Origin of the sequence: Nitrospira sp. (assembly GCA_037045225.1) — a bacterium.
Lineage (GTDB): Bacteria > Nitrospirota > Nitrospiria > Nitrospirales > Nitrospiraceae > Nitrospira_A.
Window position 1 is genome coordinate 3,730,507 of record JBAOHZ010000009.1, and the last position, 24,322, is coordinate 3,754,828.

At 55.8% G+C, this 24,322-nt stretch carries 27 protein-coding genes and 1 tRNA gene; 24 read left to right on the top strand and 4 right to left on the bottom strand.

Annotation, left to right across the window (positions count from 1 at the left end):
* The first annotated feature begins 794 nt into the window (after positions 1–794).
* The 5 genes from V9G17_18440 (at position 795) to V9G17_18460 (ending at position 4,019) form a co-directional block, all read left to right on the top strand.
* Positions 795–1,025, top strand: coding sequence for a hypothetical protein (locus V9G17_18440; GenBank protein MEI2754575.1), 231 nt, complete (start codon positions 795–797; stop codon positions 1,023–1,025).
* The gene (locus tag V9G17_18445; GenBank protein MEI2754576.1) at positions 1,000–2,409 is read left to right on the top strand and encodes an RHS repeat-associated core domain-containing protein; all 1,410 of its coding nucleotides are present in this window, start codon (positions 1,000–1,002) and stop codon (positions 2,407–2,409) included. The genes V9G17_18440 and V9G17_18445 overlap by 26 nt, the downstream gene beginning before the upstream one ends.
* Entirely contained in the window at positions 2,406–2,912 is a 507-nt protein-coding gene (locus V9G17_18450; GenBank protein MEI2754577.1) for a hypothetical protein, read from the top strand. Before V9G17_18445 ends, V9G17_18450 begins: the two co-directional genes overlap by 4 nt.
* Entirely contained in the window at positions 2,873–3,232 is a 360-nt protein-coding gene (locus tag V9G17_18455; GenBank protein MEI2754578.1) for a hypothetical protein, read from the top strand. The genes V9G17_18450 and V9G17_18455 overlap by 40 nt, the downstream gene beginning before the upstream one ends.
* Positions 3,233–3,602: 370 nt before the next feature.
* Positions 3,603–4,019, top strand: a complete 417-nt coding sequence (locus V9G17_18460) for a hypothetical protein (protein MEI2754579.1) — start codon at positions 3,603–3,605, stop codon at positions 4,017–4,019.
* Between the two features lie 817 nt (positions 4,020–4,836).
* Here the strand turns inward: V9G17_18460 and V9G17_18465 are convergent.
* Both V9G17_18465 and V9G17_18470 read right to left on the bottom strand, forming a co-directional pair.
* Positions 4,837–5,343 carry a GNAT family N-acetyltransferase gene (locus V9G17_18465; protein ID MEI2754580.1) on the bottom strand — a complete coding sequence of 169 codons (507 nt, stop codon included), beginning with the start codon at positions 5,341–5,343 and terminating at the stop codon, positions 4,837–4,839.
* A complete protein-coding gene (locus tag V9G17_18470) occupies positions 5,340–5,648 on the bottom strand; it encodes a DUF1778 domain-containing protein (protein MEI2754581.1) in 309 nt (102 codons plus the stop codon). Before V9G17_18470 ends, V9G17_18465 begins: the two co-directional genes overlap by 4 nt.
* 69 nt (positions 5,649–5,717) lie before the next feature.
* Between V9G17_18470 and V9G17_18475 the strand changes: the two genes are divergently transcribed.
* The 13 genes from V9G17_18475 to V9G17_18535 all read left to right on the top strand — a co-directional run bounded on the left by V9G17_18475 (position 5,718) and on the right by V9G17_18535 (position 18,850).
* Positions 5,718–8,993 (top strand): RHS repeat-associated core domain-containing protein, encoded by a 3,276-nt coding sequence (locus tag V9G17_18475; protein ID MEI2754582.1) that lies wholly within the window; start codon positions 5,718–5,720, stop codon positions 8,991–8,993.
* Positions 8,994–9,481: 488 nt separating this feature from the next.
* A complete protein-coding gene (locus V9G17_18480) occupies positions 9,482–10,855 on the top strand; it encodes an RHS repeat-associated core domain-containing protein (protein MEI2754583.1) in 1,374 nt (457 codons plus the stop codon).
* 400 nt (positions 10,856–11,255) lie between these two features.
* Positions 11,256–12,293 carry an RHS repeat-associated core domain-containing protein gene (locus tag V9G17_18485; GenBank protein MEI2754584.1) on the top strand — a complete coding sequence of 346 codons (1,038 nt, stop codon included), beginning with the start codon at positions 11,256–11,258 and terminating at the stop codon, positions 12,291–12,293.
* Positions 12,294–12,302: 9 nt separating this feature from the next.
* On the top strand, positions 12,303–12,659 hold the full coding sequence (locus V9G17_18490) for a hypothetical protein (protein ID MEI2754585.1): 357 nt from the start codon (positions 12,303–12,305) through the stop codon (positions 12,657–12,659).
* Between the two features lie 6 nt (positions 12,660–12,665).
* Positions 12,666–13,118 carry a hypothetical protein gene (locus V9G17_18495; GenBank protein MEI2754586.1) on the top strand — a complete coding sequence of 151 codons (453 nt, stop codon included), beginning with the start codon at positions 12,666–12,668 and terminating at the stop codon, positions 13,116–13,118.
* A 671-nt stretch (positions 13,119–13,789) separates the two neighbouring features.
* Positions 13,790–14,077: a hypothetical protein gene (locus V9G17_18500; protein ID MEI2754587.1), complete on the top strand. Its 288-nt coding sequence runs from the start codon at positions 13,790–13,792 to the stop codon at positions 14,075–14,077.
* Positions 14,074–15,066 carry a replication initiation factor domain-containing protein gene (locus V9G17_18505; GenBank protein MEI2754588.1) on the top strand — a complete coding sequence of 331 codons (993 nt, stop codon included), beginning with the start codon at positions 14,074–14,076 and terminating at the stop codon, positions 15,064–15,066. The genes V9G17_18500 and V9G17_18505 overlap by 4 nt, the downstream gene beginning before the upstream one ends.
* A 197-nt stretch (positions 15,067–15,263) precedes the next feature.
* Positions 15,264–15,527 carry a hypothetical protein gene (locus V9G17_18510; protein MEI2754589.1) on the top strand — a complete coding sequence of 88 codons (264 nt, stop codon included), beginning with the start codon at positions 15,264–15,266 and terminating at the stop codon, positions 15,525–15,527.
* Positions 15,528–15,618: 91 nt separating this feature from the next.
* A complete protein-coding gene (locus V9G17_18515) occupies positions 15,619–16,887 on the top strand; it encodes a hypothetical protein (GenBank protein ID MEI2754590.1) in 1,269 nt (422 codons plus the stop codon).
* Positions 16,884–17,159 carry a DUF2523 family protein gene (locus V9G17_18520; GenBank protein MEI2754591.1) on the top strand — a complete coding sequence of 92 codons (276 nt, stop codon included), beginning with the start codon at positions 16,884–16,886 and terminating at the stop codon, positions 17,157–17,159. The genes V9G17_18515 and V9G17_18520 overlap by 4 nt, the downstream gene beginning before the upstream one ends.
* Before the next feature lie 79 nt (positions 17,160–17,238).
* On the top strand, positions 17,239–18,246 hold the full coding sequence (locus V9G17_18525) for a zonular occludens toxin domain-containing protein (protein MEI2754592.1): 1,008 nt from the start codon (positions 17,239–17,241) through the stop codon (positions 18,244–18,246).
* Between the two features lie 176 nt (positions 18,247–18,422).
* Positions 18,423–18,635, top strand: coding sequence for a hypothetical protein (locus V9G17_18530; GenBank protein MEI2754593.1), 213 nt, complete (start codon positions 18,423–18,425; stop codon positions 18,633–18,635).
* A gap of 86 nt (positions 18,636–18,721) precedes the next feature.
* Positions 18,722–18,850, top strand: a complete 129-nt coding sequence (locus V9G17_18535; GenBank protein ID MEI2754594.1) for a hypothetical protein — start codon at positions 18,722–18,724, stop codon at positions 18,848–18,850.
* Here the strand turns inward: V9G17_18535 and V9G17_18540 are convergent.
* Entirely contained in the window at positions 18,847–19,350 is a 504-nt protein-coding gene (locus V9G17_18540) for a JAB domain-containing protein (GenBank protein ID MEI2754595.1), read from the bottom strand. The genes V9G17_18535 and V9G17_18540 overlap by 4 nt on opposite strands.
* 263 nt (positions 19,351–19,613) lie before the next feature.
* Between V9G17_18540 and V9G17_18545 the strand changes: the two genes are divergently transcribed.
* The 3 genes from V9G17_18545 to V9G17_18555 all read left to right on the top strand — a co-directional run bounded on the left by V9G17_18545 (position 19,614) and on the right by V9G17_18555 (position 21,092).
* On the top strand, positions 19,614–19,874 hold the full coding sequence (locus V9G17_18545; protein MEI2754596.1) for a helix-turn-helix domain-containing protein: 261 nt from the start codon (positions 19,614–19,616) through the stop codon (positions 19,872–19,874).
* Between the two features lie 83 nt (positions 19,875–19,957).
* The gene (locus V9G17_18550) at positions 19,958–21,001 is read left to right on the top strand and encodes a tyrosine-type recombinase/integrase (GenBank protein MEI2754597.1); all 1,044 of its coding nucleotides are present in this window, start codon (positions 19,958–19,960) and stop codon (positions 20,999–21,001) included.
* A gap of 14 nt (positions 21,002–21,015) precedes the next feature.
* Positions 21,016–21,092, top strand: a tRNA-Arg gene (locus tag V9G17_18555).
* A gap of 1,127 nt (positions 21,093–22,219) precedes the next feature.
* Here V9G17_18555 and V9G17_18560 read toward each other — a convergent pair.
* Positions 22,220–22,885 carry a hypothetical protein gene (locus V9G17_18560; protein MEI2754598.1) on the bottom strand — a complete coding sequence of 222 codons (666 nt, stop codon included), beginning with the start codon at positions 22,883–22,885 and terminating at the stop codon, positions 22,220–22,222.
* A gap of 204 nt (positions 22,886–23,089) precedes the next feature.
* On the opposite strand from V9G17_18560, the gene V9G17_18565 reads away from it, so the two are divergent.
* Genes V9G17_18565 through V9G17_18575 form a run of 3 tightly spaced genes read left to right on the top strand, consistent with a single transcriptional unit; the run spans position 23,090 to position 24,254 of the window.
* Positions 23,090–23,299, top strand: a complete 210-nt coding sequence (locus V9G17_18565; protein ID MEI2754599.1) for a helix-turn-helix domain-containing protein — start codon at positions 23,090–23,092, stop codon at positions 23,297–23,299.
* A complete protein-coding gene (locus V9G17_18570) occupies positions 23,296–24,009 on the top strand; it encodes a hypothetical protein (protein MEI2754600.1) in 714 nt (237 codons plus the stop codon). The genes V9G17_18565 and V9G17_18570 overlap by 4 nt, the downstream gene beginning before the upstream one ends.
* A 2-nt stretch (positions 24,010–24,011) precedes the next feature.
* Positions 24,012–24,254 (top strand): hypothetical protein, encoded by a 243-nt coding sequence (locus V9G17_18575; GenBank protein MEI2754601.1) that lies wholly within the window; start codon positions 24,012–24,014, stop codon positions 24,252–24,254.
* Positions 24,255–24,322 lie beyond the last annotated feature (68 nt).

The following is a 24,322-nucleotide window of genomic DNA, read 5'->3' on the forward strand; positions in this document are numbered from 1 at the left end:
CAGACCAACGGGGATTAGCCAAGTCAGTGATGACAGGGTTAATCCCCTTGTCATTTGAGGCGCTGTCCACTTGTAGTGATTCAGTGCGCGTCGTTGCGCGCTGTCGATTCTCCTCTCGATGAGTCTGTCTGTGTAACTCCGTAACAACGCGATGTCAGTACGAGTGCTCGTGCGCTCGTGGCTGCGACGGTTTTACGGAGGATGGGGTTTATGAGACGATCTTTAGAATGTCTTTGAGAAGAATGAACAGATGTAACGGATCGCTGGGTGAAGGGAGGAAATTTGAGCTTCCCCCGATTTCCTCATTCTCCCACTTATGGAAGTGTCTGTGAAATCGAGGGAAGCTCAACCTATGTAGACAATACGCCCACTAATAAGTCCGATCCCATGGGGTTGTACGGTCCTGCGGGAGCAGCTGGCGCAGCTGCATTCAGCTTCGGATTCCAGTTTGTCGGGAATTACTTGCAGGCGGGTGATATCTCGCGAAGTTTCCGCTGCGTCAACTGGGTAGACGTTGGCATATCGGCTGTCTTTTGAGCTATTGGGCCGGGGATATTATGGGCAAATTGTGCGTGGTCAACTGGGGCCCCTATGGCATTAGTTATGGAGGGAACGCGGCCATGTACTTCATGACGTCGTTGCCACTAAGCACTATCACAAAAATAGCTGCACCTGATTATAGGTTGGGTACCAAGTGCGAGTGCCAGGGATTGGGAACCGTTGGGCTGGCGAGTAAGTTCATTCAATTCTGAGAGCAATGATCACGAAGAAACCGGTTTCCAGTGAGTGTTGATGTGATTGGCATACTCGGTATCGTGGGCCTGTTTATTGCCATTGCTGTACCGGTGTACTGGTGGGAACGTCCACTCCTTCGCGTTGTTCCATTCCTATATGCAACAATGTTTTCCGTCCTCTGGTTCGGTGGCACGGCTGAATCCTATGCGAAAATGGCATTGAATGTTCTGGTGATAAACGTTGTAACAGGGGCATTGTTATTCTTTGCATGGCTTGAAGCTCGAAAATAAATCCCACACAGTTTTGATTTTAATCTGCGACGAAATCGCACAGGGCTACGGCTGCGATCCCGCCAGTCAGGTCACGAATATCCTGCATCAACTCACGGCCACCAGCATGCCCATCAACAAAGCCGACTACGTCTATAACCCGGTCGGCAATCGGACGAGTCTCACGGACAGAAGAGGCGCCCAGGCCTTCGGCTACGATCAGCTGGATCGACTGACCAGTGCCAGCCATCCCTTGCTGCTGGATCCACAGGCCTTTGCCTATGATGCGGTGGGGAACAGAACGACAGGCAGGACGGTGGTCAACCAAGGGAATCAACTCACCGCGGATGCGAACTTTGCGTATCAATACGATGACAATGGCAATCTGACGAGGAAGACGCTCCTCGCCACCGGCAACTATACGCACTACACGTATGATGCGGAGAACCGGCTGACGCAGGTGCAGGAGTTCGCCGCTGGCAATCCAACGGCGATTACGACCAGCAGCTATCGCTACGACGGGTTAGGGAGACGGATTGAAAAGGTCGCCAACGGGCAGACCAAGCGCTACATCTACGACGGCGAAGATATTCTGCTGGAGTACGACGGCAGCAATGTCCTGCAAGCGCGCTACACGCATGGGCCGGGGATTGACGAGCCGATTGCGGTGACCAAAGGTGCGACCACCTTTTTCTACCACCAAGATGGATTGGGAAGCGTAACCGATCTCACCGATTCGGCAGGAGCCACAGCCAAGAGTTACAGCTACGACGCGTATGGCAACATTCTGGACTCGCCCGGCACGGTGGACCAGCCGTATACGTATACCGGGCGGGAGTTGGACCAAGAGACGGGGCTCTCTTATTACAGAGCACGCACCTATGACTCTGCAGTCGGGCGCTTCATCCAGAAAGATCCAATCGGTCTAAGGGGAGGGCTCAACGTTTATGAGTATACGCAGAGCAGTCCCACCAATCTCAGCGATCCGTTAGGAAACTGTCCTTGGTGCGTAGCCGGAGCCCTTGCAGGGCTGACGGATCTGTCCACTCAGTTGCTGATGAATGGATTCCGCATCGAATGCGTCAGTTGGACTCAGGTTGGTCTTTCAGCATTGGGTGGTGCTGCGGGAGTGGGAATTGCGCAGAAGTTTGCTCAGGTGAGCACGGTGGTTGGCGGAGCCAGTCGACCAACATATCGCTTCTTTAAAGCAAAGAATGTTGGGCGAATTGAATCGCATCCAATTCGAGCCTCTGCGCCAGATTGGGCGACCTATCCGCATTGGCACCTTGATGGGTTTGACGGAGCCTTCCGGAAATACCATTTGCCCCTCATTGAGCCGCTTGCGGCAGGAGTTTCAGCGGCCATCAATCTCTCAAAAGACGATTGTGGATGTTCTGCCCAATGACCGACCATCTCACAACGATGATCAAGAACGTCGTAGGGCATCACAACGTTCGAGAGACGGATGTGTCAACTGTTGTTAATGTTCATGGCGGATGGTTCTCCTCACTATTTGGCAAACTCGAGAAGGGAAAGGCTGCGCTACTGGCCGCGTTTCGGCAGCGCTACACGTATGCCTATCTCTGGGTTGATGACTGGAATGCCGATCTGGTTAAAGAGATTAAGGGTGAGTGGGAACCAGCAAGAGACAACCTGTTTCGCGTTCCGCAAAACCAAACCATCGGGAGCCTCTACGAGAAATTGTATCAGGGAAAATGGCAAATATTCTTCTCTGATCGGCCGCTTGAACTCAGCTATGATTATGCGTCATTTGCTAAAGATCCTAGCGATGTGGAACTACTGCTTGCGCGAAGCGGAGCGCAAGTTGTAGTTGTGTCTTGGCTCGATGACGCCGAATGGTTTGTCGGGTGGCAGCCTTCTACGCGTACGACTCCATCAGTCTCGTGACGAGTTACAGCTATGATCTCGCCAGTCAGGTGACCAATATCCTCCACCAGCTCACGGCCACCAGCACCCAGATCAACAAAGCCGACTACGTCTACAACCCGGTCGGCAATCGCACGAGTCTGACGGATCGAAGAGGGAATCAGGCGTTCGGGTATGATCAGCTGGATCGACTCACCAGTGCCAGCCATCCCTTACTGCTGGATCCACAGGCCTTTGCCTATGATGCCGTGGGAAATCGGACGACAGGCGCCGCTGGTTTAGCAGGTTCAGCCGGGCCTAACTTGTTTGGCACTGCCATTGGGCTAGCAACAGGATTTTAAATTGAGCACACATAAACTAAGGCGTCAGAAGCAGGAACTTATTATTTGGGCTCTTCTGGTTCTCTCGTATGGCGTGGCGTGTTTAATTCTATTGTTCGGTTTTTTGTACGACGTTTCGCGCACACCGGAGAGGTTGCTAGCTACTTCGGGATTCGTGGTTGGTGGACTACTCGCGTTATATGCGATGTTGTTGTCCGCTCTAAGCAAGGTTCAGGAGGAACCTGAAAAAACGAAAACACGAGCTCGTTTAAAAGTTGCTTTAGGATTGCTCCTGTTCGTTTGCGCGATCCATTTATTGGCGTTGCTCCTGAAATATTCCGAAGTCATTCAGTGATTACAGCTCCGATCTGCCTGCCAGGTGAGCAACATCTTGCACCAGCTCACGGCCACCAGTACGCCCATGAACCAGGCCGACTACGTCTATAACCCGGTCGGCAATCGCACCAGCCTGACGGATCGCAGAGGAAATCAGGCCTTCGGGTATGATCAGATGGATCGACTCACCAGCGCCAGCCATCCCTTGCTGCTGGACCCCCAGGCCTTTGCCTATGCTCCGGTGGGGAACCGGACGACAGGCGGGACGGTGGGCAACACCGGCAATCAACTCACGGCGGACGCGAACTTTGCGCATCAATATGATGATAATGGCAATTTGACCAGAAGGAAGAAGCGGCCACGCTTGTTTGGAGCGCATGTCTCCGTTCTTCAGTGGCGCCTCGCGGGTTCTGTCTGTGCGGCGGTACGCCGTCCAGGCCGATTGTCGCAGTACACCTGGTCTGGCGTCTGACCGTCACGCGCCCGGTGCGATCTCGCCTAGTTGTAGAACAGCCGGCGAACGGGGTGGGATGGACGCGGAACGGCTCAGCTAATACCGTCAGCGGCGTGTCACCTTTGAGTGCCCAGAGCCACTTGCCCTTACACGTCACCCCGTGATTCCGTCTCGTTCCTCTGGTCCCGTGATTCCGTCTCGTTCCTCTGGTTCGGCCGCCACCTGGTGGCTTCGGTGAAGTCAGGCTAGTACTTGGCACACTGTCCTAATTTTCGAAGCCCCCTCTAGGATGTGGAAGCAGTACAACTCAATCAAGGAAAGAGACTTGACGGAAGCCGCCCTAAAGGTGCAGAAATACCTCACCGAGAACCGGCCAGGAACAGTACCGGAAGTTATCTGGGAGGGCCATCCTTCCAAGTAGGCAAAATGTTTGGACGCGCCCGTAGCTCAGTCGGATAGAGCATCAGCCTTCTAAGCCTTTCCAGTACTTCCACGAAAATCCTTGTTGGCACTGCTGAACATGGCTCCCAGAGCAGCATTGCAGTGTTTTTTTGTTTCGTTTTGTTCAGGTGAAATGAGGTGAATTTATGCAAGTTTTGCTGTGGATTGAACACGCCCGGAACACGTAGGGTTTATATCTAGCCATTCATTGGCTGACGCTATAGGGAGACAAAGCCTAGAGTCCGAACACCAGCCTTTTCAGGGGAGCCTAAATCGCTTGAACATCAAGATGCTATCGTGAAACGGCGTTGCAAATCGTGACAGTGCGTGCATTCAAATTACATAGAGTTACAGATGCAGGTGCCACTGGTGGCACCTGCCTTTATGAAGTGTGCTAAGGCTTTGACACAGCCTTTATCTTCCGAATGTCTTTGAGAAGAACGAAAAGGTGTAGCGGATCGCTAGGCGAGGGGAGGAAATCGAAGCGCTCATAAAACATCCTCGCGCTCTCATCTTTCGCGTGGACCACCAAGGCACGAATTCCGGCAATATCGGACGCCTGAAGCGTCCGCAGGGTTGCATCTTTCAAGAGCGCGGCGCCAACTCCTTGTTTCTGCCAGCGGAGATCTACAGCCAGCCGTGCAAGCAACATGATAGGAATGGAATGTTTGCCCAGTCCCTTCTTCACTCGCTCTGGAGCATGCTGTTGCTCCACCGACCCTACAGCGAGAGCGTAGTAGCCGATAACGGTGTGATCGGCCAACCCCACATAGGTTTGCGCTCCTCCGCTCTGCTGGTTCTGTAGTGCGTACTTTTGGAGAAAGAGATTGAGCGCTTCCCGTCCACAGTCGAATGCTTCAACTGGGTGATGCTGTTGAAGTTTCTCGATACGCCTATTCAACGTTTTGCTTTAAGGCTTGGTGGTGCGGGCGCTTCGAAGAAGCCAGGCTCCGTCAAGAGATCCTGCATCCGAGTGAGGGGACGAGTGGGGGCATCGAGCGCCGCCAAGAATTCAGTCCATTTCGCTTTACTCAATTGGAACACCCGGCGATCCGCCAATGCTTCATCTGCACGAGCCAATGCACTTTCAAGGACAAACGCGCTCACTGTGCGATTAGAGACGGAGGCGGCAGCTTCCAGCGTGCGCTTGGCTGAGGGGCTTACCCGAAGGTCTAGTTTTTCAGTACGGAGTGTACGGACTGCCATAGGTCACCTCTCGTTACTGTAAAAGATAACTCAATAGTTCTGTAGCGTCAAGACAATGTAATGACACGTATGCTGCGCATACGGGTGCTGACCTCCAGCCAACGGACGGCCGTTCCGAATCTGTCGGCGGGGCAGGGAACGGTCGCCACGCCGGCGCCCCTGAGTACGAGTACGACGAATCAAGCCGCCTTCACCGACGCGAAGAATCAGACCACGCGCTTTGAAACCGATGCCTTGGGGCGGATCCTCAAGCAGACCGACGCCTTGAACCGGGTCACCACGATCACGCGGGATGTGAACGGGAATCCGACCCGGATCACGCGACCCAACGGTGCCGTCACGAGCATGACCTATGATGCCAAGGGCAATCTGCTCACCAGCACCGAACAGGCCATCAGTGCCACCACCACCTTCACCTATGAGCCGACCTTTAACCAGGTGACCAGCATCCGCGATCCGAAGGGGAACCTGACCCAGATCGCCTATGACGCCAAGGGCAATCCGCTCACGATCACCGATGCGCTCAATCAAGTCACGACGTTCACGTACAATCCTCAGGGCCTCTTGCTCACGACGAAGGATGCCCTCAACCAGCTCACCGTCTTTACCTATGACGCCACGGGTCGTTTGCTTACGACGACCGACCCCCTCGCGCGCACCACCACGCTGACTTATGACGCAGTCGGCAATGTGGCGACCTCGAAAGATGCACTCAATCGCATAACGACTTTCCAGTATGACGCGAAGAATCGCCTCACGCAGGTGACCGATCCGAACACAGGCGTCACCCGCTACGCCTATGACGGCAACGGCAATCTGCTCACGGTCACCGATGCCAAGAACCAAGTCACCACCTTCGTTTACGACAGCCGCAACCGGTTGCTGAGCACCACCGATCCCTTGGGCAAGGTAGAGACCTATGCGTACGACGGTAACGACAATCTCACGGCCCGACATACCCCCAAGGGCGACGACATCCTGTTCGCCTACGATGCCGTAAACCAATTGCTCAGCAAAACCTTGCCGGGCAGTCAGGTGACCAGCTACCTCTACGACCAGGTCGGCAACTTGACCCGCGTCACCGATCCGGATAGCGTGCTGGCCATGAGCTACGACCAGGCCAACCGGCTGATGAGCGTCACGACGGAGGGGTCATCGAACCAACCGACCGTGTCCCTGGGCTATGCCTATGACCAGACCGGCAACCGACTGCTCCTCGCCGAGGCGGCCAAGACGATCAGCTATCACTATGACGGGCTGAATCGCCTGACAGGCCTGGGCGACGGCGTGAGCCTGCCGCCGCCGACCACGAATCGGGTGGCGTGGTGGAAGGGCGAAGGCTCAGGGGCGGATGAACAGGGGACCAATCCCGGGATCCTGCGCAACGGGGTGAGCTTCGCGGCGGGCTTCGCCGGCCAGGCCTTTCGGTTCGACGGCGTCGACGACGAGATCGGGTTCACCAGCGCGGTGGGCAGCCTCGGGTACCAAGCGACCGTTGAACTGTGGATCAAGACCACCTCGACGCGCCGCGAGACGATCATGAGCGACCGGCTGACCTGTACCCTCACCACACCGGCCAGCGCCGCCGCGTGGGAACTGCAGCTGAACGCCAACGGCACGGTCGGCTTTTCCGTTGGCGGCCCGGATCCATACAACGGGACCACGATCGTGAGTGCCGGCGTGGCGACGACGCATCCGGTCAATGACGGGCAGTGGCATCGGATCGCCGCGGTACGCGCTGGCTCCGAACAACGGCTCTACCTGGATGGCCAGCTGGAGGGGTATTGGAATTATCTGAATGGCGGGCCGGTGCTCACCGGACTGCCGGCGGGCGGTCTCCGGATCGGCACCGGCGGCTGCGGCACCAGTCTCTTCACCGGCCAATTGGATGAAATCACCATGGCCGATCGAGTCTGGACCCTGGCCGAACTGCAGGCCCCTCGGAGCCAAGAACAGCCGGTCGCCAACTGGACCTACGATGCGCTCTCTCGACGCACCGCCATGACCTTGCCGAACGGGATACGCACGACCTATCAATATGATCCCGCCAGCCAGGTGACGAACATCCTGCATCAACTCACGGCCACCAGCACCCCCATCAACAAAGCCGACTACGTCTATAACCCCGTCGGCAATCGGACGAGTCTGACGGATCGCAGAGGGAATCAGGCCTTCGGGTATGATCAGCTGGATCGACTCACCAGCGCCAGCCATCCCTTACTGCTGGACCCGCAGGCTTTTGCCTATGATGCGGTGGGGAACAGAACGACTGGCGGGACGGTGGTCAACCAAGGGAACCAACTCACGGCGGACGCGAACTTCGCCTATCAATACGATGACAATGGCAATCTGACCAGAAAGACGCTGCTCGCGACGGGCAACTACAGCCAGTACACCTATGATGCCGAGAATCGGCTGACGCAGGTGCAGGAGTTTGCGGCCGGGAATCCCACGGCGATCACCACCTCAAGCTATCGCTATGACGGGTTAGGGCGACGGATTGAAAAAGTCGCCAATGGGCAGACGAAACGCTACATCTACGACGGCGAAGATATTCTGCTCGAATATGACGGCGCGAATGTCTTGCAGGCCCGCTATACGCATGGGCCAGGGATTGACGAGCCGGTTGCGGTGACCAAAGGTGCGACCACCTTTTTCTATCACCAAGATGGCTTGGGGTCCGTCACCGATCTGACTGATAGCGCGGGTGGCACAGCCAAGAGTTACAGCTACGATGCGTACGGCACCATCGTGGATCAAACCGGGTCCGTGGAACAGCCGTATACGTATACGGGGCGGGAGTTGGATTCAGAGACGGGGCTCTACTACTACCGGGCCCGATACTACGATGCGGCGACGGGGAGGTTCTTGCAGAAGGATCCGATCGGGCTGGGCGGTGGTGATGTTAACTTCTATAATTATGTTCGAAGCAACCCACCCCGCCTGACAGATCCATTTGGATTGTTCGATTTGGCAACTCCGGGCGAAGTCTTGAATTTCTGGGGCGAGTTCTTTGGCGCCATTGGCGACTTCGGAGCGAACTATGTCGATATGAGGCAAGCTTGGTGGAAAGGTGCGGACAAGTATTTCCATTGCAAAGCCAATTGCCAAGCGGCTCAACGCGGTGTGGAAGGTCAGGCTGTAGCATGTATCATTAGTGATACCCGCGAATGGTGGGATCAGAATGTAAAGTCTTACTGGGAACCACGATCCACACCTCAAGACAGTGCGGCGGACCAGCAAGCAAATCGGTATGGTCGTCAGCAGGGGAGTATGAATCCTGGAACGCCGTGTGAGCAGTCATGCGCTCCATTTAGGCCCGCGGGGTTGCCTCCACAGTATTGATTCGTCGTTGGGAAGGCCTTTACGAATGGTTAGATTGCTGGTTACGTTGATGGCGCTGCTTCCAGTTAGCTGCGACTGGATTGAGTCGAATGAGTCTCACTATCCAGATATGAAAGCGGCTGCCGAAGCAGGTGCGATCTTACGAGGGTGGATACCCGCTTTTGTGCCAGAATCTGCTGTGGATATTCGGCTTAAGTATGACATTGAGAATAATCGCACTTGGCTTTCCTTCCATGGAATTGTTGATCGATCCACGATCTCTCATGCGTGCCAAGGCCTGACAACAATAGATGTCACTTACCCAAGTAGTGGACCGCGCGGTTGGTGGCCGGATGTTTTAACTCTCTCCTCGAAGGAGGGTAAGTCAGAATATGAGTACTACACTTGTAAGGATGGAGAGATATTGGCTATTCATCGGGTAAAAGCACAAGTGTTCTTGTGGAGGTTATCCAAATGATGGGACATACGGTCGGACTTCGCCGCAACTGATGGCGAAATGGCAGAAGGCTTCAGGTATGATGCGCTTTGCAGCCGTCAGCCATCATCTCACGGCCACCAGCACCCAGATCAACAAGGCCGACTACGTCTATAACCCCGTCGGCAATCGCACGAGTCTGACGGATCGCAGAGGGAATCAGGCCTTCGGGTATGATCAGCTGGATCGCCTGACCAGCGCCAGCCATCCCTTGCTGCTGGATCCCCAGGCCTTTGCCTATGATGCGGTGGGGAATCGAACCACAGGCGGGACGGTGGTCAACCAAGGCAATCAACTCACCGCGGATGCGAACTTCGCGTATCAATATGATGACAATGGCAATCTGACGAGAAAGACGCTGCTCGCGACGGGCAATTACAGCCAGTACACCTACGATGCCGAGAACCGGCTGACGCAGGTGCAGGAGTTCGCCGCCGGCAATCCGACGGCGATCACGACCAGCAGCTATCGCTACGACGGGTTAGAGCGACGGATTGAAAAAGTCGCCAACGACCAGACCAAGCGGTATGTCTACGATGGTGAAGATATTCTGCTGGAGTACGACGGCAGCAATGTCCTGCAGTCGAGATACACCCATGGGCCAACCGCCGATGAGCCTATCGCTGTCACAAACGGAGGAAATACATTTTTCTATCATGCAGACGGTGTAGGCACCGTTACAGAATTGACTGACTCAGTAGGGGTAGTGGCAAAAGCTTACGTCTATGACAGCTATGGAACTATTCTTGAGGCAACTGGTAGCCTCGACCAATCTTACGGGTATACCGGCCGAGAGCTCGATCAAGAGAGTGGGCTGTACTACTACCGCGCTCGTTACTACGATCCGAGCAATGGCCGGTTCCTTCAAAAAGATCCGATTGGGCTATACGGAGGAATCAACTTGTACCGATACGTGCGCAATAACCCGCCCAATGGTACAGACTCATCTGGCCTAGCTCCTAACTCACCATCTCACGCCGTGAATCCTTCTAATCGCAAGCCTGAATCGGTGATTGGCGGCCCCGCGGGTACAATAATCTGTCAGGATGGAAACCCGGAGGTCTGGATAAGTGACTACTTCAAAGACGACAATTCTCAAGAATGTGGAATCACGGAATGCCTCTTCGCTCATGAAGGTTTCCATTTGCAGGATGCCCTGAGGCGGAGACCCCTAGTGTGTAGCGGAACAAAGGGGAAGCGAAACGAGAAGAATGGTGGTCAGATCTTATTCGACGAGGACATCAGAAGGCAGTCGGAAATTAGCGCGTACCTGATAGAGCAAGAATGTCTGGAAAAGGAACTTACTGGAAGACGTGGCAATTGTCCGTGTGAGGGACTCTTGAACTTCCGAATCGATACTAACAACAAGGTTTTCAGGAAACTATGAAACTTGTATTGTTAATCCTGTTCAGCATTCTCTATGCGCCAGTCTCGGCGGTGCGCATTTATGCGCAGGATCCTAGTTCCTTGGACCTATCAGTCTCCTTTCCGAAGAGAGGAAGCGGACGGTATGCGATAGGAATGCAATTGAAAAATTCATCTGATCGAACAGTGACGATACAGAACTTGGATCTTCCGTGGATCCCTCCCAACGAAATGATTTTTGTGAGTAAGGTATATCGGTTAGACAAAGCACACACGCCATTGTCAAAGTTTGGACCAATGGCAGACTACATGAATGTTCCGTATACTCTCGCGCCAGGTCAAGTGATCCAGGGTTCAATCGATCTAACCGTAATGTTTCCCACTTTTACCGAAGAGGTAAGAAGGTTTGGAGTTACTGTGGAGTGGGCCTGCAGATCAAAAGCATTGACGTTTCAGTGTCAAGAAGGAAGTGGCGGACAATTTACCATTGCAGCAAAAAGAAAACAGAAATCGACTATCCCTCAGTCCCCGCCCCCTTCATCAATCAAGTGACAGTTCTGCTCCAGGATATCCTCCCAGGCTGGACAAACTGGTTGTCCAGCGATGCGAGAACAAGGCAGGTGACCTGTTTCACCATCCTGCGGTTTATCTACGACGGCGCGAACATCTTACCAGCCCGCTACACGCATTGGCCAGGGATTGACGAGCCGGTTGCGGTGACCAAAGGTGCGACCACCTTTTTCTACCACCAAGACGGCCTGGGAAGCGTGACCGATCTCACCGATTCGGCAGGAGCCACCGCCAAAAGCTACAGCTACGACGCGTATGGCATCATTCTGGACTCGCCGGGTGCGGTCGACCAGCCGTATACGTATACCGGGCGTGAATTCGATCAAGAGACGGGGCTCTATTACTACCGGGCGCGGTACTATGATGCACAGATTGGGAAATTCACTCAACGTGATCCTATTGGTCGTGTCGGAGGTAACAACTACTATGAGTATGCGCTTGGAGATCCAACTTTGCACTTCGATCCCTTTGGGTTAAAGGCGCAGGTTGTGATTTGGGCGCCGGTTGGAATTGGCACCTCATCGTTTGGCCATGTGTCCACCAATATCAATGGCACAACGTATTCATTTGGGCCAAATGGGATGACGAACGAGCCTACGCCGGTGTTTGATCAAAGGAACTCGTTCCGCAGTTCGCTGGGGTTAGATTTGAACCTCACTGTCGAACAAGAGAAGGCACTGGATGAGTGTCTCAAGCGTGACCAACCCGAGTATAACTTTCTGACGAACAACTGTGGTGCGCCAGTTCAGAGATGTCTGAATTGGATGGGATACGACATTGGTCAAGTGTTAACACCAGCGCAGCTCTATGAAAGCATGACGGGGGTTGGCCTCGTAGGCGGCACGATCTTTTACCCCGGAGCGGCCACCAAACCTGTTCAATCAAAATAGGTTCATGACATGGCGATGAGAAAAACGATTGAATGGGGTATCTTTGCTGTTCTCTGGCTGACTACTGTCCATATGCTCATAGGGTGCCAAGGATCGGAGCTAGCCAAAATAGATGGAGATGTGAATGTGCTTGAAAATCCGTTGCCCCTAAATTTGTCTAGCCCCAAAACATATACCAATCCGCCGGCTACACTTCCCGCGAATAAAGTAATTGCTGTGCTCACGAAAGGGCAAATGGTTCCGGTCATGGGGCGTGTCTACGGGAAAGATTTTCTGGCATATGAAATCCAATTACCTGACAGGAGTAAAGGGTATCTATTCCATGGTGATGCCTTCCACCTTGTCAGTTCGAGGGGGGCGCCATAATCGCAATTGTTTGAACCGGCAATGGGCTTCAGTTACGATCCCGCGAGCCAGGTCACGAACATCCTGCATCGGCTCACGGCTACCAGCATGCCCATCAACAAGGCCGACTACGTCTACAACCCGGTCGGCAATCGGACTGTGGGCCACGTCGATCCGTCAGACCAGAGCTTCGCCTACGATCAGCTGGATCGACTCACCAGTGCCAGCCATCCCTTGCTGCTCGATCCCCAGGCCTTCGCCTATGATGCGGTGGGGAACCGGACGACAAATGGCAGCGTGGTGAACACCGGCAATCAACTCGCCTTGGATGCGAACTTCGCCTATCAATATGATGACAATGGCAATTTGACCAGAAGGGAGAAGCGGCCACGCTTGTTTGGACAGCATGTTTCCATTCATTCAGTGGCGCCTCGCAAGTTACTGACTACGTGGCCGTCAGTCGTGTTGTTAGATGGTTAGAGTACACCTGGTCGGGCGTCTGACCGTCAAACGACCAGTGCGGTCTCGCCTACTTGTAGAACAGCCGGTGAACGGGGTGGGATGAAGCAGAACCGCATGGCCAATTCCACCAGCGTCTTGTCGCCTTTGAGTGCCGCCAGGTCCACTGGCGCCGTACACGTCGCGCCGTGATTCCGTTGAGTTCACTTCAGCGCCTCGCTCCTCCGGTTCGCCGCCACTTGGTGGCTTCGGTGAAACCAGGCTAGCACGTACCACAGGGTTCGAATTTTCGGAGCCCCTTCGTTTCTCAGCCGTGCTGATTGGCCCTACACATTGAGTATTACGGATCAGGGCCGAATCTTCCTTCTTGTCCGCTCCTCGCTGGTTCCTCGTCGTTCCGTCCGTCTGCTTCTCGTTCCTCTCCATTTGTGTTCATTCGATTGCATCCATAGCCCAGACCTATCGAATCGATTGGTCTTAGCTATTTCACATTGATCGGCCCCGTCGCGTCCAATGCGGGCTCACGCGTGAGAGCCAGAGCGCGTGAGGGAATATGCGAGGCGGTGACTACGTACGCATCGTAAAGCACGCGTACGCATGCATACGCGTGCATACGCCTAGTTCCCACGGGACACCGTGTCGCGTACTGTCCGTATCACGAGAGGGTCATTGGAAAGGAGCCGAGTCGCACCATGTTACTCACCGGCAAACAACTCGCCATGAAATTGAACGTGCATATCACGACCATTCGACGCGCCTGTCGGAATGACCACATTCCGTATGAGCGGCTGGGAAAATTGTACTTCTTCGATTTCGACCTCGTGCGCCAAGCCATGCAGAGACATGGTGCGGATGTCCTCAGCGCAGGAGACGGCCTGCGGGCGACCGACGGCGACAGCCGACGGCGCGCGCAGCCGACCCGCCCCCGACTTGGTAAGACGGGGGCGTCTATCGCAAACAAGCCAAGGGGGAAGAAATGACAGGCTCCGGAGGATTCACGCAGACGATCGATTGGCTGGCCTTCACGCTGCCGAAAGCTGAAGTAGCAGACGTGACCACGATGATTGGTGGCGACTGGTTCCAGAGTGAGACCGGCTTTCGCGGCTATCCCGTCGCCCAGCTCATGACGCAAGGCAAGACCGGGGTTGGGAAACTGGGGACGGGTGCTCCTCGCAGTCCGAAGGAAGTGCATGTGGATCTGTCCGCCGGAATCGTCTCCCAGTGGGACGAGACCAAGCTCAAATCAGTCTTGCAGTGGATCTTTACCCAAAAAGGCCATGTGACCCGCATTGATGTGGCCCTGGATGACCGGGAGGCCACCGTCGCAGTCGACACCGTCCGGCAAGCCGTGGAAGCGGGACAGCTCGTGAGCCGGTCCAAACAGTTCAAAGTCATCCAAGCCTCCAATCATCGCCAGGGCATCCGAACCGGAGAGACGCTGTATTTCGGGAGTCGAGAAAGCCAAAGCATGTTGCGGGTCTATGACAAGCGGTTGGAACTACAGAGTCGTGGCCGGGAAGATGCGGCCTCCTACGGCGTCCGGTGGGAAATGGAATTTAAACAGGACCGGGCGCAAGCCTGCGCGAAGGCGTTACTCACACTCGATGCTGAAGATTGGCGGGCCTTCTTGGTCGGTGTCCTGCGCTCCTATGTGGATTTTCGCGAGACCACGCGCGAGGCCGAATCCTATGAAAAATATCGGGCGCCCTTGGTGAGCTGGTGGGAAGCGTTGACCGAAGGCTTCAGGCGCTGCCGGCTGGTGGTCGAACGGATGCAGCAGCGGCTGGATGATGTCGTCGCTTGGTTCGCCAACGCGCTCAGTCCCATGCTCGCCGTGATCGTGGCCTGTCGCGGGGATCAGTTTCTGTTGGAAATGATTTATGCAGGCACGAAACGATGGAATCAGAAGCACTATGCCCTGTTGAAGCAACGAAGAAGAGGTACCCCCTATGTCCTTAAGCTTTCATAACGGGGCCTGGCGGCGCGGCTGTCCTGGGTGTGGCGCGCATGGCGCGGCCTGCAAATGGGTGAATGGCGCATTGTTTGTGAGTTGTCAGGAATGTGATTCGGAATTTCAGTTTCTGTCCAAAGCCCGGCCAGGCCGGGGCGTGTGGATCAGGCGCTTGGCTGATCCGATTCAACACTCAGCGGAAGGAGGCGACAACGATGCAAGTCAAAGCGGAGGGTGCAGTCCAGGGGTATGTGGAACGGAGGAGCCGGGAAGGCAAGGTCTACAGATCGGTGGATTTTTATGTGAAGGGCAAAGATCCGGGGATTCTCCGGTTGGGTATTCCGGAGGATCAGATGCCATTGATTGACGCCTGCAAGCAGGCCGAAGGCAAGCAGGCTCGCGCGTCGATCGAAGTGCGGAAGTTCGAGCAGACGGGTCGGGTGTTCTTCGATCTGTCGGCCTTGGAAGTGCTGAAGTAACGGCAGAGGGAGGAAGGCCAGTGGATCTCACCATTCTACTCGTGGCGGTCCTGTTGCTGGCCTTCCTCACCGGTCTCGGAGTCGGACGGTTATGAAATGTTTGTCTCTCATGAGTTATCTCGGGTTGGTCTGGTTCCTGTTCATGTCGTTGTGTCTCGCACCAGCCGAGTCTCTTGCTCTGGAGACCACGCAGTATGCGCGGGTCGTCGCCCAAGCTGAACGCATTGCCTATCTGGCCGCGCAACGCTCAGCGCTGGCCTCCCATGTGGCGACTGCGGCGTTGGCTCCCTCGGCCGCCTCGATGGCGGTGCGTATGGTGGCGGGTCCGATCGGATGGGCGGCGTTGGGTGTCAGTGCCGGTCTGGTGCTGGCTCAAATGTATTATTCACAGAGCGACCTCTCGGCCGTTAAAACCGCTGCGTCCACGCCTGGGGGTTGGCAGGTAGAGAGTACCAATGCCGGCACCCAGACCTTTCCGGAACTGGGCTCCAACACGCCCGCCAATGCCACCTATCCCTCTGCGACCATTCAATTCAGCACGACCGATGTGCCGCTCTGTACTTCGGACTTTGCCTATCTCCATGATTGGGCGGTGGGACCCTTCCAGGGCGTCGCCACCGCCGTCTATTTTCCCGGCAACGTGTTCGTCAATGGTCCGGCAGTGGGCGGTCAGAGTCTCTATGTCTGTCATCGCAAGGACACCCCAGGGTCAACGGCGCCGACTCAGGATGCGGTGGGTGCTCCCACGCAGCAGCAAGTGGCCAACTATCTGACCGGCCTTCCGGCCAGTGATCCGAAATCCGTCGAGGCTCACACCAATCCGGTCGGCACCACTGGCACGACGCAGCCGGCAGACAACACGATCTCACAACCGGTCAGTCCGAGCGAGATGCCAACGACGGTGAAGCCGAAGCCCGTCCCTGCCGGCGATATTGTTGTGGCAGACAATGTGCCGCCACCGGCCAGTACGCCCCAGCAGACCACGCAACAGCAGACGACGACGACCACCACCACCACCACGCAGAACCCAGACGGCTCGACGACGCAACAGGAAGAAACACAAGCCACTACGTCCTGTGCGGTCGGCTCGCATGAGAACAGGACATTCGGCACGGTCCTGCAAGCCCATCAGTCCATCTGGGGCACGAGTGGCCTGCTTGGCACGCTGAATCTCCTCAAGTCTTTGACTTGGCCCTCGACCTTACCAGTGATTGCGCTGCCCTCGGCCTTCTTTGGCAACCAGCAGGTGGACTTCAATCAGTGGGCCTGGTTCTTCACCGTGCTGCGAACGCTGGTCATTGCGACGGCTTCGATTGCCGCCTATCGCATCATCTTTGTGGGTGGAGGCCAGACGACATGACGGCGATTCTGACCCTCATCTATTGCTGGCTGGAGGAGTTCTTCTTCTCGCTCACCGATTGGGGTCTGGGGATCTGGGATTCGTTGCTCTCTGTGGCGGACAGCACGCTCGCCACCATTGGCACCGCAGGCCTCACCCTGCCGGTGATCCCGGATCAATATGCGTGGGTGCTGGGCGCGACGGGCATGAGTCAGGCGCTGGCCATCCTGGCGAGCGCCATGGGCACCCGGTTTATTCTGCAAACGATTCCATTTGTGCGGTGGGGCTCATGAACCAGTTGGTGATGGGATGGGCCTATGCCTGGACGGTGATTTTAGCGCTGTGGATCTGGGTCTATCTCAGGAGTCTCCGATGATCGAACTGTATGAAGGCGTGCCAGGCTCGGGGAAGTCGTATCACGCGATCTGCGAGAAGTTTCTGCCCTGGGTCAAACAAGGCCGACGACTCTACATTGCGGTGGATGGCATTTATTTGGATCGGCTGTCTCTGTTCACCGGTATTGAGCTGTCTGTTCTGGAACAACAAATTACGATTTGGAAAGACTCGGTTGAAGTCCTGCAGGCGTTTCCACATGTCGAGCCCGGTTCAGCCGTCATCATCGACGAAGCGCAGACCGTCTTTCGGTCCATGCAGAAGGTCGAACCAGGACTCCTCCGTTGGCTCGAAACCCATCGCCATTACGGTGTCGATATTCTGCTCATGAGCCAGGATTTCAGACAGATGTCACAAGGCGTGACGCGACTCATCGAAGCGACAGTGAAGTTTCGGAAACTCGCCTTTGTCGGCATGTCGAAAAAATATCAAGGCAAGGTGCGCGGGAATCCGGAAGACCACGACGTGATCCGGGCCTTTGTCGGGACCTACTCACCGGCGATCTACGCCTACTATTCGAGTTATGCGTCGGCAGCCATTCGGGAAGAGAAACGCAGCCATACGGTCTTCAAGTCGGCACGGGTCACCATTGGCATTGCAGCGGGACTCTTTGCCATCGGCCTCATGGTCTGGCGGCCCTGGTCGTCGCTGGGTTCTGCCAACTCAGGATCTGCTGCTGGAGTGAATCCTCTCCCGAGCACGGTGGCAGGGCCAGTCCCTTCCAATTCCACGATGTTGGTTAACGCCTTGGGTCTGGCTCCAACACCCCCTTCGACTCCGGCTGTACCGAAGCGACCCGTTCGAATCCTCGGCGGTGCAGGCATGAGCAAGGATCGTCAAGGCTGGCGGTATCTGTTGGATAGCGGCGAGATCCTGACTGCCGCCCAGATTACCGGACGGTATGGGGTCTCTGTCTCGGAAGTCTATGAGGAGGGCTCGATGCGATTGATCGGCGAAGGAGTGTTCTATGGACCTGCCGGCGATTGAGGCGATGACCTATTTCACGGCCATTTTCTGGCTCGGCGGCTTTGCCGTCGGGCTGATTATCAAACTGATTCTGCCTCGGAACTAATGCGGCCTCAGAGTGACTGAGGCGCTCGACCGTCGGCGAGGGTTCCGGCGGCGTGGGTGGACGGAACCACCACAGCACAAGGAGGTGCCGTATGAAGGGATGGGGTTGGGTCAAAGGGCTCGGGGGCTTGCTCATGGCGTTTGTGTTCGCCCTGGGTGTCCCGGACCTGTCGTTTGCACAGTTGTTTCCGGTTTCGGCGGATGTGGCCACGGTGCGGGCCGATCTGCTCTTGTGGGCCACGGCCTTGATCGGCGTGGCGTTGGCGATCTACGCCTTTAAGCGCGTGCGCGCGATTGTGGGCTAGGAAGGCCCATCGAGGCAGGCTGGCAGCAGCCTGCCTCCTTTCCAGCGACAAACCAAGCATGAGAATGATGACTAGGGAGAGGGAGTATGACGGCGCAACAGATTCAAACCATCGGCCAAGCATTGGCGGTCGACCTGGTCGCGTGGGGGACGGCCGCGATCGGGCTCGCCTTAGTGGCGGCGGGGGCTGCCTGGGTGTTGCGGTTGCTCCGCTAAGCACCGGGCCAGCCCTGGTCGGCAAAGCTGTAGTAGCGCTTATCGGCCAGAATCAGATGATCGAGGAGGGTGATGCCGAACAGTTCGCCGGCCTCACGCAGCCGTTTGGTCAAGACGCGATCTTCTGGACTGGGGGTGATATCGCCGGACGGGTGATTATGGGAACAGAGCCAAGCACAGGCATTCATGAGGATGAGCGGCTTGAAGACCTCACGCGGATGGACGATGGTGAGATTCAGCGAACCAGTGGACACGACATTGATGCCGATCAGACCATTCTTCGCATCCAGCCCACAGATCAGAAATTGCTCTCGGTCCAATCCGGCGAACAAGGGCCGGAGAATGGCCGCCGCGCCTTCCGATGTGTGGACCGATTCCGCAGCCGGAATGGCACGGCCCTCGCGCACGAGGGTCACACGGTATCGAGGCACTCCGTAGCGCGATTTCGGGCTCAGTGGCCGTACACCGTTCGAGGAACCGAGAGTACCGTCAACGGACATGTCCGCCTCCTTCTGACATTATGTTCTAGCCCCACCCTTCACAAACCAAGGGTGGGGCGTAACGAAGGAGGCGGCACGGGGCTCTCGCAGCGGGCAGGCCTGGAGGGGCGGAGACCGGGACGGAGGGAACCGGGAAGGCTTGTCCCGCTGCTCCATGGCCACGAGCTGCACCCACTGGGGGCCGGATTATTTGAGCCATTCCTGTGGAGATACGGGACACACAACTTGTTCAAATTTGTTATGAAATTCAGTCGGGGAGAATCATGAGCAAGCTTTTGACAATGGATGAGGCATCGGAGTATCTAGGCATATCCAAGTTGACTCTCTATGGCTGGGTGTCGGCTAGAAAGCTGGGGTTCGTGAAAGTCGGACGGCTGGTTAAGTTCAGGCAGGAACATTTGGATAAATGGATTGAGCAACACACGGTCAAGGCGCGTGTTCAAACGCAGAAGTTTGTAGCAGATGGCTCTAAGCCTAACGGGGAACGATTCGGTTCTGGGCAGCTACTTGTGGAGCAGGAGTAGAGAGCGTGGGACTGACCAAACGACCCGACAGCTACTATGTTGAGTTCCGCGTCATTGACAGTGAGGACGGCAAGTCCTTGGTGTTGGCGAGCGGCGTGCCGGGAGCGAGGAAAAAACGCTGGAAGGTCGGATGTCTTAACAAGACTATCGCCAAGGAAATGGAGGCGGCGATCAAGACCCGTATTCTTCTCGGACAGGAGACGACCGAATGCGCGAAACCGATACTCTTCAAAGAGTGGGCACGGACCTATCTTTCGCTTGAGGAAGTGAAATCTCTTCGTTCTTTTGTCGGTCGTTCCCACAGCGTCGAGATGCACCTGATCCCATTCTTCGGCGGGAAGCTGCTGTCCGAAATTAAGCCACAAGATATCGAGGTCTTCAGGTCTCAACGAAAGAAGTCGAATGGAGCACCCGCTAGTGTTCAAACCATCAATCATGACCACATAGCGCTCAAGCATTGCCTTAACGTCGCGATCCGCCGAGGGCTGCTCCAAAGCAATCCTGCCTCAAAAATTCCTCTGCCTAACCCGCACAATGAACGGGATCGTGTGTTGACCGATGAGGAGTGGGGGAGGTTGTATCGTGCGGCCAAGGGGCATCTGGGGCCGGTTCTGCTGACCGCGTATCAACTTGGGCAACGTTTTAGCGAAATTGTGGGACTTACGTGGGACCGTGTTGATGTGAAGAGGGGATTTATCACTCTCCGCTCCCTGGACACGAAGACCAAGACCGCGCGCCAGGTTCCCATCACTCCTGATGTGAAAATGATTTTACAGCGACTTGCTCGGATACGGAGTCTTGCCACAAGGCACGTCTTCACGTATAAAGGCCGACCGCTTCAGCGGGTTGGCCGATCATTCAAGACCGCTCTCCGGGAGGCAGGTATCACAGACTTCCGGTTCCACGACCTGCGCCACTGTGCCTCGACGAACCTCAGAAGGGCAGGGGTGGACACGGCAACGGCTATGAAAATTGTGGGCCATAAGTCAGAGAAAATGTGGAAACGATACAATGCGATTGAGGAGCGAGACTTGACTCAAGCGGCTCAAAAGGTTCACAGATACCTCCAAGAGAACACGCCGGGAACACTAGGCGAGGGTGCTGTTGAGTACTCGTCTCGTAAGTGATTGAAAAACAACGTGCGCCCGTAGCTCAGTCGGATAGAGCATCAGCCTTCTAAGCTGAGGGTCGTTGGTTCGATTCCAACCGGGCGCACCATAAAATCAACAGGTTGTGAATCCGCCCCTCCAAGGTTACTTAGACCACTCCCGGTTTTACTCCCGGTTCCCATTTCTGCCTGGCTTTCAACGCTCGAAAACAGACTACCCTTACTCGCTGTCTCCTGCATAAACCCTGGCGTCAGATGGCTGTACCTCGCCGTCGTTTTGATATCGCGGTGTCCTAAAAGCTGCTGCACGCCGTAGAGACTCGCGCCGGATAATACCCGCCGGGTGGCTGCCGTATGCCGCAGGGAATGCCAACTTGCGCCAACGATTCCGGCTCGCCGTAGCGCTGGGTCAAAGTGCCATTTGACAAATGAGCGTGCGTCCAGGGGTTTGAGAGGGTCTTTTCCGGGAAATACGAAAGGGGACTTCGTGAATGAATCCCACCCGGAGAGTAGCGCACATACCCCGTCGGTCAATGGCACATAACGGCTTTTCGAACCTTTGGGCATCGGTAAGTTGAGTACCCGATTATCCATGTCGATCTGCGACCATCGTAGCTTAAACTGTTCTGATCGTCGTAACCCCGTTTCAATCGCAAATGCGACTATTTCCCAAACTCGCCGCTCCATCAAGTTGCGGAGGCGAGCAATTTCGTCGTCGGTTAGAAAGCGGGTTTTGATGGCCTCCGGAAAGAATTTCACGCCGCTCATAGGGTTGCGGTCAATCTTGCCGTCATTCACCGCCAGCGTGAGGACATGCCTTAGATAGGAGAAATATCTATTGATAGTCGGCGGAGCCTTGCGCCTGGTTACGTTAGCCTTCTTCAAGTCGTAACGTACCTTCAGTTGTGTCTGAATCCGGCGTAAGTCTTCCGTAGAGATGTCCCGCAAGGTTCGATTCCCCAACAACAGTGACCAAAACCTGCCATACCGTCGTGAATTGGCGACGCTTCGATTCGAACAACCCTCAAGATGGCGAGCAATCCACGCTCGTAACGTGACCTGTTTCGTCTTCTTATACTTCTCTGGGAAGTAGGTTTCTTCACGCGCCTCGGCCTTGAGTCGACCATAAAGCGCTTTCGCTTGGCTCTTATTGGTGGCACGGAACCATTTTTCCCGGCCGTTAATGATTAGCCGTACCCACCACTTCCCGGATCCCGTCGGCTTTTCGACGATGCCTCTATCCTTTCCCGCTTTTCTTGCCACGGTGGCTCTCCTTTCGCTCTCCGGTCTTCTGGGCCTCTCGCCACTTTCTCGCCGCGACTCGGTTCTGGCAGCGCGGCTGGCAGTATAGCTGGTCACGTCTGATCGCCAAATAGATCTTGGCGCATTCCGGGCAGCGCCGAATGTAGTCCCCCGACTGAGCCAAGAGGTGCACAAAGCGGTATTCAAACTCCTTGGCCTTGCGTTTCGCGCTCACGAAGATTGTCCCGGCCTCGTCGGAGAAGCTACCTGGCGAGACGACGACCAGTGTCATCTGGGGAAAGGTGAAGGCGGTGTATCCTTCGTGCCAGTAGAGTTCTAACTGATGCAGGACGGTGGCCTGAATGTCCTGGGCCTCTTTGCGACTAGGAATCGTCTGATAGTTCTTTGCACTCGGTACCCCTTCCACGCTCCAGCCACTTTCCGGTGCCACCATCCCGCCGAATCGGTCCCCCGTCTCATCGACGAACGCCGCGACCTCAAACGCCAAGAGCGTCCATTCCGTGGGCGTCAAGGCTTCTAGGTCCGTTTGCAGGAACTTGAGCACCCACCCGACGGCGCCATCCGGCACCGTGCGGATGCGCTCAGTCGCTTTCTCGTACTCCTGTTGAAATGCCTGCTCGGCCTTTCCCTGTGTGCTCATGCCTTCCGCTCCTTTCTCACGCCGAACCCTCTTCGTATTCCTGATCCCAACACCATCGAAAATAGTCTCGGCCTCGACGGCCATTTAGGGATGAATTTGTTTGGCAAGTGTACCTCTGTCTTGCTAATGGCTGTCAAGAGTCGTCACGTCTAATAATGTTTTAGGCGTGATCTCTTGTCAACCATTCTTCTAAGGAGGTGCCTCATGGTCCCGAGTACAAAATTGATCACCATTCGGGAAGCGGCGAACCGGTTAGGGCTGAAGGAAAGCACGATCAGGAAATACATCCTGAAACGGCAGATTGCCTATGTGAAGCCATCGGTCCGTGCCGTGCGGATTCCCATTGAGGAATTGGAGCGGATTCTCTCTGCCGGTCTCAGGCCTGCGATCCCTCAGGCGGAAGGTGCCCGATGAGCCGCTGGAAGGAGTTCCGGCGGGAGCCCGTCGCCGGCGAATGGACCAGGAAGCAGAAACGGGGCTATCAACGGGTCCGGTCGCTCCTGTGGTTCTGGGAATGTCACCAGTTCCAAGTGCTCTGGGTGACACTCTCGACGGCAGAAGGTGGCGATGCCGAGAAGCTCACCTACCATCATAAGCAACTGCGGCAACGGATCGAACGCCAGCTCGGGTTTCAGGGGTTGGAGTATTACCAAGTCCGGACGGAAGAGGGGCATGGGGTGCTCCATATCTTCTGGGCCTGGCGGGTTCCTGATGGGGAACGTGCCCGGCGGTTCTGGATCTCCCAGGAATGGCTCTCGTCACAATGGCAGGCCCTGCACGGCGCTCCCGTCGTCTGGATCAAGGCCTATCAGTCCAGCCATCGCTCCCGGAATCGTCTCAGTCGCTACGTCATTAGCCAATACGTTCAGGATCAATGCGGCTACGTGAACATGTGTTGGTCCTGGAAACGGTCCCTCGGCTTTCCCATCAGCCGGCTGTGGGAAGAGATGCGGAGCCAATGGTCCAGCAGGAACGCGTATCGCCGGATCAGGGACGAGATTGAAATCCCCAAGATCGTATTTCTCAAGACCTGGGAGGATCTGCTCTCGGGGCATCCCATCTGGTTCAGCGGCACCATTTTGCAACTCGTGCTGGGGAAGGGGCTCGTCTATCAGGAGGTGTGACCATGATTGGGCATCGATGTAGTCTCAAACTGCCAAGCCTGTTTGGTCCAGCCTGTTGCGGACGGGAAGCGACCACCTACGACCGTGCACGAAAGGCCTGGCTCTGTCCTGAACATACGAAGGAACGACTCTGTGAATTCTGTCAGTCAGAACGAGCCTGGGCGAGACTCTGTTATGTCGTGGACGATGTCCTCAGTGAGGTCTGGCTCTGTGCGGATTGTGCGGGGCTCACGCGGCGACGATGAGGATCAGCCAATCTAATCAGTTTGTCCCTGTCACCCGTCCACTATCCCACACGGGTGAGAGGGAACCA

What these genes read in the sequence shown, in the direction of transcription:
- V9G17_18570 (MEI2754600.1), top strand. Translation starts at nt 23,296, where the DNA reads ATGAGCCGCTGGAAGGAGTTCCGGCGGGAGCCCGTCGCCGGCGAATGG.
- V9G17_18450 (MEI2754577.1), top strand. Translation starts at nt 2,406, where the DNA reads ATGACCGACCATCTCACAACGATGATCAAGAACGTCGTAGGGCATCAC.
- V9G17_18505 (MEI2754588.1), top strand. Translation starts at nt 14,074, where the DNA reads ATGACAGGCTCCGGAGGATTCACGCAGACGATCGATTGGCTGGCCTTC.
- V9G17_18480 (MEI2754583.1), top strand. Translation starts at nt 9,482, where the DNA reads ATGGCGAAATGGCAGAAGGCTTCAGGTATGATGCGCTTTGCAGCCGTC.
- V9G17_18525 (MEI2754592.1), top strand. Translation starts at nt 17,239, where the DNA reads ATGATCGAACTGTATGAAGGCGTGCCAGGCTCGGGGAAGTCGTATCAC.
- V9G17_18535 (MEI2754594.1), top strand. Translation starts at nt 18,722, where the DNA reads ATGACGGCGCAACAGATTCAAACCATCGGCCAAGCATTGGCGGTCGAC.
- V9G17_18560 (MEI2754598.1), bottom strand. Translation starts at nt 22,885, where the DNA reads ATGAGCACACAGGGAAAGGCCGAGCAGGCATTTCAACAGGAGTACGAG.
- V9G17_18475 (MEI2754582.1), top strand. Translation starts at nt 5,718, where the DNA reads ATGCTGCGCATACGGGTGCTGACCTCCAGCCAACGGACGGCCGTTCCG.
- V9G17_18470 (MEI2754581.1), bottom strand. Translation starts at nt 5,648, where the DNA reads ATGGCAGTCCGTACACTCCGTACTGAAAAACTAGACCTTCGGGTAAGC.
- V9G17_18500 (MEI2754587.1), top strand. Translation starts at nt 13,790, where the DNA reads ATGTTACTCACCGGCAAACAACTCGCCATGAAATTGAACGTGCATATC.
- V9G17_18510 (MEI2754589.1), top strand. Translation starts at nt 15,264, where the DNA reads ATGCAAGTCAAAGCGGAGGGTGCAGTCCAGGGGTATGTGGAACGGAGG.
- V9G17_18515 (MEI2754590.1), top strand. Translation starts at nt 15,619, where the DNA reads ATGAAATGTTTGTCTCTCATGAGTTATCTCGGGTTGGTCTGGTTCCTG.
- V9G17_18575 (MEI2754601.1), top strand. Translation starts at nt 24,012, where the DNA reads ATGATTGGGCATCGATGTAGTCTCAAACTGCCAAGCCTGTTTGGTCCA.
- V9G17_18490 (MEI2754585.1), top strand. Translation starts at nt 12,303, where the DNA reads ATGGCGATGAGAAAAACGATTGAATGGGGTATCTTTGCTGTTCTCTGG.
- V9G17_18530 (MEI2754593.1), top strand. Translation starts at nt 18,423, where the DNA reads ATGAAGGGATGGGGTTGGGTCAAAGGGCTCGGGGGCTTGCTCATGGCG.
- V9G17_18545 (MEI2754596.1), top strand. Translation starts at nt 19,614, where the DNA reads ATGAGCAAGCTTTTGACAATGGATGAGGCATCGGAGTATCTAGGCATA.
- V9G17_18565 (MEI2754599.1), top strand. Translation starts at nt 23,090, where the DNA reads ATGGTCCCGAGTACAAAATTGATCACCATTCGGGAAGCGGCGAACCGG.
- V9G17_18520 (MEI2754591.1), top strand. Translation starts at nt 16,884, where the DNA reads ATGACGGCGATTCTGACCCTCATCTATTGCTGGCTGGAGGAGTTCTTC.
- V9G17_18540 (MEI2754595.1), bottom strand. Translation starts at nt 19,350, where the DNA reads ATGTCCGTTGACGGTACTCTCGGTTCCTCGAACGGTGTACGGCCACTG.